The sequence below is a fragment of the Rhodococcus sp. P4_B6 genome (assembly GCF_056402215.1).
This window is the reverse complement of sequence record NZ_JBFUHV010000031.1, coordinates 69125-79653: the sequence shown is the minus strand read 5'-3', so window position 1 is coordinate 79653 and position 10529 is coordinate 69125. Positions and strand designations below refer to the sequence as shown.

9 protein-coding genes and 1 pseudogene are annotated in these 10529 nt (G+C 70.5%); 4 read left to right on the top strand and 6 right to left on the bottom strand.

What is annotated here, in order from left to right:
- Positions 1–48: 48 nt before the first annotated feature.
- Complete coding sequence (gene glpX / locus AC1DWT_RS17655; protein WP_072940665.1) at positions 49–1089, bottom strand: class II fructose-bisphosphatase; 1041 nt, start codon at positions 1087–1089, stop codon at positions 49–51.
- 189 nt (positions 1090–1278) lie between these two features.
- On the opposite strand from glpX, the gene AC1DWT_RS17650 reads away from it, so the two are divergent.
- Positions 1279–1848 carry a DUF4245 domain-containing protein gene (locus AC1DWT_RS17650; protein WP_009479114.1) on the top strand — a complete coding sequence of 190 codons (570 nt, stop codon included), beginning with the start codon at positions 1279–1281 and terminating at the stop codon, positions 1846–1848.
- Positions 1849–1857: 9 nt separating this feature from the next.
- Here the strand turns inward: AC1DWT_RS17650 and AC1DWT_RS17645 are convergent, their stop codons facing one another.
- The 3 genes from AC1DWT_RS17645 to AC1DWT_RS17635 are packed head-to-tail and all read right to left on the bottom strand — an operon-like array spanning position 1858 to position 3978.
- The gene (locus tag AC1DWT_RS17645; protein ID WP_015889667.1) at positions 1858–2088 is read right to left on the bottom strand and encodes an exodeoxyribonuclease VII small subunit; all 231 of its coding nucleotides are present in this window, start codon (positions 2086–2088) and stop codon (positions 1858–1860) included.
- A gap of 4 nt (positions 2089–2092) precedes the next feature.
- Positions 2093–3349, bottom strand: coding sequence for an exodeoxyribonuclease VII large subunit (gene xseA, locus AC1DWT_RS17640; RefSeq protein WP_095861121.1), 1257 nt, complete (start codon positions 3347–3349; stop codon positions 2093–2095).
- Complete coding sequence (locus tag AC1DWT_RS17635) at positions 3346–3978, bottom strand: lipid droplet-associated protein (RefSeq protein WP_072940660.1); 633 nt, start codon at positions 3976–3978, stop codon at positions 3346–3348. Before AC1DWT_RS17635 ends, xseA begins: the two co-directional genes overlap by 4 nt.
- Before the next feature lie 142 nt (positions 3979–4120).
- Between AC1DWT_RS17635 and AC1DWT_RS17630 the strand changes: the two genes are divergently transcribed.
- A complete protein-coding gene (locus tag AC1DWT_RS17630; protein ID WP_072940657.1) occupies positions 4121–5131 on the top strand; it encodes a 4-hydroxy-3-methylbut-2-enyl diphosphate reductase in 1011 nt (336 codons plus the stop codon).
- 19 nt (positions 5132–5150) lie between these two features.
- Here AC1DWT_RS17630 and AC1DWT_RS17625 read toward each other — a convergent pair whose 3' ends face one another.
- Together AC1DWT_RS17625 and AC1DWT_RS17620 are read right to left on the bottom strand one after the other, a co-directional pair.
- Positions 5151–6011, bottom strand: a complete 861-nt coding sequence (locus tag AC1DWT_RS17625) for a DUF6542 domain-containing protein (RefSeq protein ID WP_179377542.1) — start codon at positions 6009–6011, stop codon at positions 5151–5153.
- 26 nt (positions 6012–6037) lie between these two features.
- Positions 6038–6196, bottom strand: a pseudogene (locus AC1DWT_RS17620) (DNA recombination protein RmuC); the annotation flags it as partial.
- Between the two features lie 167 nt (positions 6197–6363).
- Here AC1DWT_RS17620 and AC1DWT_RS17615 point away from each other — a divergent pair.
- Both AC1DWT_RS17615 and AC1DWT_RS17610 read left to right on the top strand, forming a co-directional pair.
- Positions 6364–7548, top strand: a complete 1185-nt coding sequence (locus AC1DWT_RS17615) for an exonuclease SbcCD subunit D (RefSeq protein WP_095861119.1) — start codon at positions 6364–6366, stop codon at positions 7546–7548.
- Positions 7545–10526 (top strand): AAA family ATPase, encoded by a 2982-nt coding sequence (locus AC1DWT_RS17610; protein ID WP_095861118.1) that lies wholly within the window; start codon positions 7545–7547, stop codon positions 10524–10526. Before AC1DWT_RS17615 ends, AC1DWT_RS17610 begins: the two co-directional genes overlap by 4 nt.
- Positions 10527–10529 lie beyond the last annotated feature (3 nt).

The window sequence follows — 10529 nt, the reverse complement described above, 5'->3', positions numbered from 1 at the left end:
CCTTTCCGGTTGCTGCTGCTACCGGAAAGGCGCACGAGGCCGAAGGTCCTAGAACGTCGGCGGGATGGCGCCGTCCTCGCCCGTGAAGTCCACGGACGAGTACTCGCGCAGCTTCTCCAGACGGTGGTACGCGTCGATCATGCGGACGGTGCCCGACTTCGACCGCATCACGATCGACTGCGTCGAAGCGCCGCCACCGTAGTAGCGGACACCGCGGAGAAGGTCGCCGTCCGTGACGCCGGTGGCGCAGAAGAAGACGTTCTCACCGGACACGAGATCTTCGGTGGTCAGCACGCGATCCAGGTCGTGGCCTGCGTCGATGGCCTTCTGCCGCTCGGCGTCGTCCGTCGGGGCCAGCCGGCCCTGCAGCGAACCACCCATACAGCGCATGGCGGCGGCGGCGATGATGCCCTCCGGGGTTCCACCGGTGCCGATCAGGATGTCGGTGCCCGAGTCCGGACGCGCGGCGGCGATCGCACCCGCGACGTCACCGTCGGAGATGAGGCGAATGCGGGCGCCGGTGTCCCGGACCTCCTGGATGAGTCCGGCGTGCCGGGGACGGTCGAGGATGCAGACCGTCACGTCGGAGGTGGACGCCTTGCGGACCTTCGCGACACGCTTGATGTTCTCGGCGACGGGCGCAGTGATGTCGATGACATCGGCGGCGTCGGGACCGACGGCGATCTTCTCCATGTAGAACACCGCGGACGGGTCGAACATCGCGCCGCGCTCGGCGACCGCGAGGACGGCGATCGCGTTGGGCATGCCCTTCGCCATCAGGGTGGTGCCGTCGACCGGGTCGACGGCGAAGTCGCACTCGGGTCCGTCGCCGTTGCCGACTTCCTCGCCGTTGAACAGCATCGGGGCTTCGTCCTTCTCGCCCTCGCCGATGACGACGACGCCGCGCATCGAGACCGAGCTCACGAGCTGGCGCATGGCGTCGACGGCGGCGCCGTCGCCACCCTCCTTGTCGCCACGGCCGACCCAGCGACCGGCAGCCATCGCACCAGCCTCGGTGACTCGGACCAATTCCAGAGCAAGATTTCGGTCCGGGGCCTCGCGGCGACTCGAAGTGGTGCTAGCCGTCATGGGCAGTGCCTCCTGGTGCAGTCACGGTCGACGTTGTACGTCGACGCTGTGTCGGTGGCCGTCGGCCGCCGAGTGTCGGGTGGATCTCGCTGCTGATTCTCCCAGAAAGATGTGTGACGTGCGCTGCTGGGGCGCGAATCAGGGGACCGAGAATCGTTGTTCCGGGACCGACCCTGGATACTGGTGGGCGTGGCATCTGATAAACCCCGCATCCTGCACAACAACCGCGACATGGTGTGGTCGCTCGTACCCCTTGTCCTGTTCTGTGTGCTGATCGCGGGTATCGCCAGCCAGTGCACGTTCAGCCCGGGCGGACCCACGAGCGGCCCGATTCCCAGCTTCGACGTGGACGCGGCGCTGAAGTACGACGCGCAGGACCTGCCGTTCCCGGTCCGCAAGCCGGAGACGCCGGAGGGCTGGACGCCCAACTCGGGCAGCCGCAGCATCGTCAGCGGTGACGGCGGCGGCGATTCGAGCACCGTCGGATTCATCACCGAGGCCGGCCGCTACATCCAGCTGACGCAGAGCAACGCCGTCGAGACGGTGCTCGTGCCGTTCGTCGCGGGTGGTCCGCGGACGGCGACGGGCACCGAGGACGTCGCCGGTCACAGCTGGATCGTGTACGGCGGGGAGGGTGTCGAACCGATCTGGGTGTCCGATTTCGGCGACGTCCGGCTCCTCGTCACGGGCAGTGCGTCACCCGAGGCGTTCGAGCAGCTCACCACCGCGGCGGCCGACGCCCCGATCCTCGCCGCCTGACGACGAGTGTCAGCCCTCGTCCTCGGCGTGGGCGAGGGCAGTCTCGACGCGCTTGCGGGCGCCCGCGAGGTGCTCCTCGCAGCGTTTGGCCAGCGCCTCGCCGCGCTCCCACAGCGCGAGTGACGCGTCGAGGTCGAGGCCGCCCTGTTCGAGCACCTTGACCACGTCGACGAGCTCGTCGCGCGCCGCCTCGTAACCGAGCTCCGCGATGTCGGTGTCGTTTCCGGTGGGGTTGCTCATGTTCCTACTTGTCCTTTCCCATCACCGCGGCGCGGACTGCGCCGTCGGCGACTCGAACGCGAATCTGGGTTCCCGGCGGGGCGTCGTCGACCGAACGCAGGACCTCCGGGTCGCCGTCCGGCACGATCCGCTGGACCACGGAGTAGCCGCGGGCCAGGGTCGCGGCGGGCCCGAGGGTCGTCAGCCTTGCCCGGAGGTGCTCGATCGTGGTGCTCTCCGCGGCGATCGCCCGGCTGATGTCGCGTCGCCCGGCCTCCCGCAGCCGCTCGACCTCGTCCGACCGGTGGTCGAGTGCGCGCAACGGGTCCGCGAGGACCGGCCTGCTGCGCAGCTGGGAGATCAGATGCGACTCGCGCTGCACCCAGTTGCGCAGGGCGGCCGCGCTCCGCGACCGCAGTTCGCCGACGAGTGCCTGCTCGGCGACGGCGTCCGGCACCACCCGCTTGGCGGCGTCCGTCGGTGTCGCGGCCCGCAGGTCGGCGACGTGGTCGCTGAGCGGACTGTCCGGTTCGTGGCCGATGGCACTGACCACCGGGGTGCGGCACGCGACGATCGCCCGGCACAGCGTCTCGTCGGAGAACGGCAGCAGATCCTCCACGCTGCCGCCGCCGCGCGCGAGGATGATGACGTCGACGTGCGGGTCGGCGTCCAATTCCTTCAACGCGTCGAGGATCTGCGGCACCGCGGTCGCGCCCTGCACCGGAGTGTTGCGCACCTCGAAGCGCACGGCGGGCCAGCGGCGTTCCGCCACGCTGAGGACGTCGTGCTCGGCGGCGCTCGCACGACCGGTGATCAACCCGATGGTGCCGGGCAGGAACGGCAGCGGACGCTTCAGCCGAGGGTCGAACAGGCCCTCGGCGGCCAGCAGCGCGCGCAACCGCTCGATCCGGGCCAGGAGTTCACCGATCCCGATCGCGCGGATCTCCGTGACCCGCAACGAGACCGATCCGCGGCCCGTGTAGAACGACAACTTGCCGAACATCACCACCCGGCTGCCCTCGGTGAGCGGGACGGGGGAGTTCTGCAGCAACTGCGGGGAGCAGGTCACCGACAGCGACATGTCGACGGACGGGTCGCGCAGCACCAGAAACGCCGTCCGGGTGCCCGGACGGGCGTTGATCTGGGTGATCTGTCCCTCAACCCAGACACTCCCGAGCCGGTCGATCCACTGTGCGACCTTGGCCGACACGGTGCGGACCGGCCACGGCTGTTCGGCGGTACTCGGTCCGGTACTGGTTGCGCGGGGCTGTGCGGAGGTCACTTGGCCTTGGCGGTGGTGATGCGGTTGGTCAGCATGGTCTGGAACGGCGCGCGGGCCAGGGTCGCGTTCTCGTAGTCCAGCAGCGCGGTGAGGTCCTCGACGGACAGGTTGCGCAGACGTGCCCGCAACTGGGCCAGGGTCAGGGTGCCGTAGTCGAGGACCACGGCGATCTCGGGTTCGGCCACGGCAGGCCGGGCGGCGGCGGGCTTCTTGCTCGCCGTCTTCGTGGTGGCGGCGCCGTTGGTGGCGGCGGGTGCCGCCCTCGGGGCCGAGACCTTCTCGGGTGCGCTCTCGTCCTGCGGGCTCAGCGAGTACAGCGCGAACCGGCCCGGTCCGGCAGACCGCTCCTCGGCGGCGCCGTCGACGCCGGGCGCCGGATCGGTGTCCTCGTCGAAGACGGCCCAGGCGGGCTGCTCGTCGTCGTGGGTCCAGTTGATGAGTGCGAAGGCCTGGTCGCCCTTGATGGCCAGTGCCGTCATGGACTGCTGAACGCGCATCGTGGTCTGCAGCACCTGACTGACCGCGGTCATGGGCAGGGTCGCCGCGGTGGTCGGCAGTTTCCTGGCCTCTTCGACGGCCGTCACGGCGATTCCGGCGGCGACACGCGCCACGAACGGGGGACGAATCATTCCCACAGCCTGCCTGACAACGGCACGTTTGGGTAGCCGACGTGCCCACAGCGTCGACGACTTCGGTGCGACGATGCGCACACTACCCCGCCGAGGCCCCGCGAAAGTGTCGTCCGTCCGGGGTGACCCGTAGTCTGGAACCATGTCTTCGGCTGTTCCACTCAATGTGGGTATCACACGTTCGGCAGATTCGGGAGCGTCGCGTGCCGACGGCGGGAAGCGCGTACTGCTCGCGGAGCCCCGCGGCTACTGCGCCGGCGTGGACCGCGCCGTCGAAACGGTGGAGAAGGCGCTCGAGAAGCACGGCGCCCCCATCTACGTGCGCAAGGAGATCGTCCACAACCGCCACGTCGTCGAGACGCTGAGCGACCAGGGGGTGGTCTTCGTCGACGAGACCGACGAGGTTCCCGAAGGTGCGCTGCTCGTGTTCTCCGCGCACGGCGTGTCTCCCGCGGTCCACGAATCGGCCGCCGCACGCAATCTGCGCACCATCGACGCCACGTGCCCGCTGGTCACGAAGGTCCACCAGGAAGCCAAGCGTTTCGCCCGCGACGACTTCGACATCCTCCTCATCGGCCACGAGGGCCACGAGGAAGTGGAGGGCACGGCCGGCGAGGCCCCCGATCACGTGCAACTCGTGGACGGCCCCGATTCCGTCGACGCCGTGACGGTCCGCGACGAATCGAAGGTCATCTGGTTGTCGCAGACCACGTTGAGCGTCGACGAGACGATGCAGACGGTCGCCCGACTGCGGGAGCGTTTCCCGAGTCTGCAGGACCCGCCGAGCGACGACATCTGCTACGCCACCCAGAACCGTCAGGTGGCGGTCAAGGCGATGGCCCCCGAATGTGATCTCGTCATCGTCGTCGGATCCCGCAACTCCTCCAACTCGGTTCGCCTCGTCGAGGTCGCGCTGGGTGCGGGCGCGAAGGCGTCGTACCTGGTCGACTACGCCCGCGAAGTGGATCCGGCCTGGCTCGACGGTGTCCGGACGGTGGGGATCACGTCGGGCGCGTCCGTGCCGGAAATCCTGGTGCGGGGTGTGATCGATCTGCTCGACGAGCACGGATTCCACGACGTCCAGCCGGTCACCACGGCCAACGAGACGCTGGTCTTCGCACTGCCGCGCGAGCTTCGCGCCGCGCGGACCTGATCGGCCCGCTGTCGCCGCTCTAGCGGGGCTGCTCCGACTCGAACGGCGGCTCGTACCGGTCGCGGTAGCGCACCTGCGGAATGGGGTGGGCAGGCACGTCATTGTCGGGCCGCGGCCGCGGTGTGGTCCGCGGCGGGACCGATCGCGGTGCCTGCGTGGTCCGCGGCGGTGCCGACCGGGGCGCCTGCGCTGCCCGGTCGACCATCGGTGGTGGAGGCGCTGTGCGCCCGCCCGACGAGGACGAGCGGCGGGGCGGCGGTGTGGCTGCCCGTCGCGACGACCGTGGGTGCTCCCGTGCGGCGTCCCTCGAGGTGTCCCTGTCCCTGTCCCGCGCCCGACGCGGCGGCGGGGACTGCTCCGACCCTTCGGCTGCGCGCCGGGGACGGGCGGTGCGGGGCGCCCGCTGCGCACGGCGCCGCTCCGAGGTCCGCGCAGGACCGGTCGTGCGCTGCTGCAGCAGGAAGAGGCGGAGCCCACCGATCAGCAGCGTCACCACGGTGGCGGCGAGCATCACCGGAAATCGGTTGACCAACGGATACGCGACGTTGATCGCCAGGTCTTTCAGTGCGGTGCTGTTCTCCTCCGCGATCAGGCTCTGCCCGAGCGGCACCGCGACGAACAGGATCAGCGGCGGCTGGACGATCGCGGTGAACAGGGCCCGGTTGCCGGCAGCCGCCACGGCGAGGACACAGCCGAGGAAGTAGAAGGTGGAGAACGCCGCCGTGAGTTCGGTGCCACGAGCCGCATCGACAGCGAATCCGACAAAGCTGACTCCGACGGCCAGGAGAATGACACCCCACCAGGGGAGACCGGGGACCGTAGGGACAATCGACCGCCTGTCGAGCGGCACCCCAGAGCGAGCACGTTGGGTTGCAGACACACAACGACAGTAGCGGCAACTTGTTGACTAGCTCCGTTGGCGTGACCGGTGGAGCCCGAGAGATCCCCGAGATTTGTGCGTCGCGGCCACGAATCGACGGCGCTGACCTCGGTGACGTCGCCGTCGAACACGTCGAGGTCGTGGAGCTTGCGGGCGGTGACTGTGACCCGGGACTCCATCCACGCCCGGGCGGCGGCGCGCCGAACCGCGGCCGGCGCCGGCAGCATTCCGAGTGCAGCGAGTGCATTCGTGTGGCTCATGGTGCACCCGCCCACCGACACGTCGAATCGCTCGGACGCCACGCGGCCGAGGTGTTCGAGGTTGTCGGCACCGTGCTCTACGGTCTCGGGACATGAGGATCCTGCACACTTCGGACTGGCACATCGGACGCACGTTCCACGGGGTGGACCTGCTCACCGACCAGGCCCGTGTGCTCGACGCGATCGCCGCTCTCGTCGCCGAGCACGGTGTGGACGTCGTCGTCGTTCCCGGAGACGTGTACGACCGGTCGATCCCCAGCGCGGACGCCGTCACCGTGTGCAATCGCGGATTCGAAGCCATCCGGGACGCGGGCGCGGTCATCGTCGCCACGTCCGGCAACCACGATTCCGCAGCACGGCTCGGCGCGGGTGCCGCGTTCTCCCGGGCGGGCGGGCTGCACCTCATGACGACGGTCGCCGGGATCGGCGCGCCCGTCGTGCTCGAGGACGCGCACGGACCCGTCGCGTTCTACGGCATTCCCTATCTCGAGCCCGAGATCACCCGCGCCCAACTCGACGTGCCGTCCGCCCGGTCACACGCCGAGATCCTCGACGCCGCGATGGGCCGTGTCCACACCGACCTCGATGCGCGCCGCGAGAACGCACCGCGTACCCGATCGGTGGTGCTGGCCCACGCGTTCGTGGTGGGGGCGGAGGCCACCGGGTCGGAACGGTCCATTTCCGTCGGCGGCGTCGAAACGGTGTCGGCTTCGGCTTTCGGCGGGGTCGACTACGTCGCGCTCGGCCACCTCCACTCGCCGCAGACCCTCACCGAGAACATCCGCTACTCGGGTTCGCCGCTGCCGTACTCGTTCGGTGAACGCACCCACGGCAAGGCCGTCTTCCTGGTGGACCTCGACGCCGACGGACTGCACTCCGTCGAGCGGGTCGATCTGCCGGTGGTCCGCGGTCTGAAGCAGCTGACCGGGACGGTGCAGCAGTTGCTCGAGGACGACGCGTTCCGCGACGCCGAGGACTGCTACGTGTCGGCGGTGCTCACCGACCCGGAACGTCCGGTCGACGCCATGCGCTCACTCCAGACCCGGTTCCCGTTCGCCGTCCACCTCGAGTGGCAACGCCCGGACGGCGCCGACGATCTGCGGTACCGCGACAAGGTGCACGGGCGCAGTGATCTGCAGATCACCCGCAGCTTCCTCACCGATTTGCGCAGCGAACCGACGACGGGCGAGATCCGGCTCGTGGAGGCCGCTCTCGGTTACGCCGACCGGACCGGCGAGGACACCGCCGAGGTCGTCGCGCTGGAACAGACGGCATGAGGCTGCATCGACTCGAGGTCGAAGCCTTCGGGCCGTTCGCCGGATCTGTGGAAGTCGACTTCGATCGGCTCGGTGCGGACGGGCTGTTTCTGCTGCACGGTCATACCGGGGCCGGCAAGACGACGGTCCTCGACGCGGTGGCGTTCGCGCTCTACGGCACCGTGCCCGGGGCGCGGAAGGACGGCAAGCGCCTCCTGTCCGACCACGCGCCCGCCGGATCCGTTCCGACGGTGACGCTCGAGGCGACGATCGCCGGCCGGCATCTGCGGCTCGTCCGCAGCCCGGAGTTCGAGCGGCCCAAGCGTCGCGGGTCGGGGACGATCAAGGAAAACGCGAAGGCCACGCTGACGTGGCTCGACGGTCACGGCGAGAACCTGTCCCGGATCCCCGACATCGCCGACGAGGTCGGGCGGCTGATGGGGATGAGCGCCGACCAGTTCTTCCAGGTGGTGCTGCTGCCGCAGGGCGAGTTCGCGAAGTTCCTGCGCGCCGACACCGAGGAGCGCGGTCAGCTGCTGGAGCGGCTGTTCGACACCACCCGATTCGAGACGGTGGAGGAGTGGTTCCTCGACCGCAGGCGCACCAGCGCCCACGAACTCGACGAGCACCAGCGGGCCGTCGACGTGCTGCTCGCGAGGGTCGCGACCGCTGCCGGGATCGAGGGCGGCGCCGACGCCGATCCGGTGACCTGGGCCCACAAGCTCGAGGACGAGGCGCGCGAAACCCGCGACCTGGCAGCGGACGACCTGCAGAAGGCCAAGAGCCGGGCGAAGGTTGCCCGTGACGCGCTCACCGAGGCGCGCCGTGTCCTCGAACTGCAGAACCGCCGGCGGCGAGCCGAGACGGAACTCGACACCCACGCAGCGGGTGCCGACCAGCGGGCCGAACTCGTCGCCGAACTGGCGGATGCGCGCCGGGCAGAACCGGTCGCGACGGTGGCGCGAGACGCCGACGCCGCCCGGGCCAAGGCCGCGGCCGCAGCGCGGAACGTCGGGGCGATCACCGACGGACTGCGCGCGACGGTGGGCGGCGCCGACCTCGTTGCGGAGTTGTCCTGGCCGCCGACCGCAGACGAACGCGAACACATCCGGGCCGGTATCCGCACCTGGCGTGACGAGATCGTGCGCCTCGACGGGGCACTCGCCGAATCCGTTGCCGCCGAACGCCTCGCCGTCGAGGTGGAGCAATTGCGCGCCCGGCAGGCCGAACTCACCGAGACCGGTGCCGCGCTGTCGCGGGAGCGGGACCAACTGCCACTCGCCCTGCGGGAAGCAGAGAAGGCTCTCGACTCGGCGGAGAAGGCCCGCGCCGCGCTGCCCGGCCTGGTCGACACCCGGGACCGGGCAGCCGACGCAGCCTCCGCGGCGGCGGATCTCCGCACCCGCCGCGTCGAGCGGGATCGCCTCGAGGGCGCGGCGCTCGAGGCCCGGGAGCAGCACCAGGACGCGCGCGAACACTGGCTCGACCTGCTGCAACGCCGGATCGCGGGCATGGCCGCCGAACTGGCGGGCACGCTCGAAGACGGTGTCGCGTGCCAGGTGTGCGGTTCACCCGAGCATCCGCAGCCCGCCGAACCGTCCGAGCTGTCGGTCACGAAGGCCGACGAGGACAAGGCACGCGCGGCGGAGCAGAAGGCCGCGGCGGCGTTGACGACCGCGACCGAGAAACTGGGCGCCGCCGAACGCGCGATCGACGTGCTCGTGCAGCGCGGCGGCGACGGCGACGCGGACGAACTCGCGCAAGCACTCTCGGCCGCGGAGACGGCGGTGGGGGAGGCGACTGCGCTCGGCAACCAGGTGGCGCACCGGTCCGCGTCTCTCGCCGAACTGCGGGACCGCGAGAGCCGGCTGCAGGAACGGTCGCGGGACGTCGGAGCCGACGCCGCCACGGTGGCCGAGCGGATCGCCGCGAGCAGGACCCAGCTCGGGGAGATCCGGGCCCGGGTGAGTCAGGCGGCGGGCGACGACCCGAGCGTCGAGGACCGGCGCGCCCGACTCGACGCCCTCGCCGATGCGGCATCGGAACTGCTGGACGCGCGGGACGCCGGCGCCGGAGCAGAGTCCGCGGCCCGTGAACTCGCGGCCAAGGCCGGCGCGTTCGCCGGGGACGCCGGTTTCGGCAGTATCGACGACGCCGTGGCCGCGGTCCGGCCGGCCGCCCGCTGGGGTGAGATCGAGGCCGCCCTGACGGCGGCGCGGGATGCCGAGGTCGGGGCGCGCCGCGTCCTCGACGACCCCGAGGTCGCCGCTGTCGCCGACGCGGAACCCGTGGAATTGGCGGCCGTCCAGCAGGCTCACGACGCGGCGGCGGAGGTCGTGGACGTCGCCGTCGCTGCGGCGTCCGACGCCGAGCGCCGACTGCTCGATCTGGAACGGTACGTCGCTCAGCTCGACAAGACCGCCGAGACGATTGCCCCGATGCAGGCCGCGCACGAGGAACTCGCCGCGCTCGCCGAGGTGATCGCGGGCCGTGGCCAGAACGCCAGGAAGATGTCGCTGCGGTCGTATGTGCTGGCGGCCCGGCTGGAAGAGGTCGCGGTGTCGGCGTCCGCGCGACTCGGCCGGATGTCGGCCGGGCGCTACGAATTCGTCCACAGCGACGAGGCCGGTCCGCGAGGCCGTCGCGGCGGCCTGGGACTGGACATCCGCGACGACTACACCGGGGTGGTGCGGTCGGCCAAGACCCTGTCCGGCGGTGAGTCGTTCCTGGCGTCGCTGTCGCTGGCGCTCGGTCTCGCCGATGTGGTGGCGGCCGAGTCGGGTGGCGTCGTGCTCGACACGATGTTCATCGACGAGGGATTCGGCACCCTCGACGCTGACACCCTCGACTCGGTGATGGGCGTCCTCGACGAGCTGCGTGACGGCGGCCGGGTGGTGGGCATCGTCAGTCACGTCGACGAGCTGCGTCAGCGAATCCCGAGCAGGCTGCACGTGATCCGCGGACGCACCGGCTCCGCCGTGGAGATGGTGGCTGGCTAACCG

Bases quoted from the DNA above. Each gene is read 5' to 3' on its own strand.
- AC1DWT_RS17615 (WP_095861119.1), top strand. From the start codon at position 6,364: ATGAGGATCCTGCACACTTCGGACTGGCACATCGGACGCACGTTCCAC.
- AC1DWT_RS17610 (WP_095861118.1), top strand. From the start codon at position 7,545: ATGAGGCTGCATCGACTCGAGGTCGAAGCCTTCGGGCCGTTCGCCGGA.
- glpX (WP_072940665.1), bottom strand. From the start codon at position 1,089: ATGACGGCTAGCACCACTTCGAGTCGCCGCGAGGCCCCGGACCGAAAT.
- AC1DWT_RS17635 (WP_072940660.1), bottom strand. From the start codon at position 3,978: ATGATTCGTCCCCCGTTCGTGGCGCGTGTCGCCGCCGGAATCGCCGTG.
- AC1DWT_RS17630 (WP_072940657.1), top strand. From the start codon at position 4,121: ATGTCTTCGGCTGTTCCACTCAATGTGGGTATCACACGTTCGGCAGAT.
- AC1DWT_RS17645 (WP_015889667.1), bottom strand. From the start codon at position 2,088: ATGAGCAACCCCACCGGAAACGACACCGACATCGCGGAGCTCGGTTAC.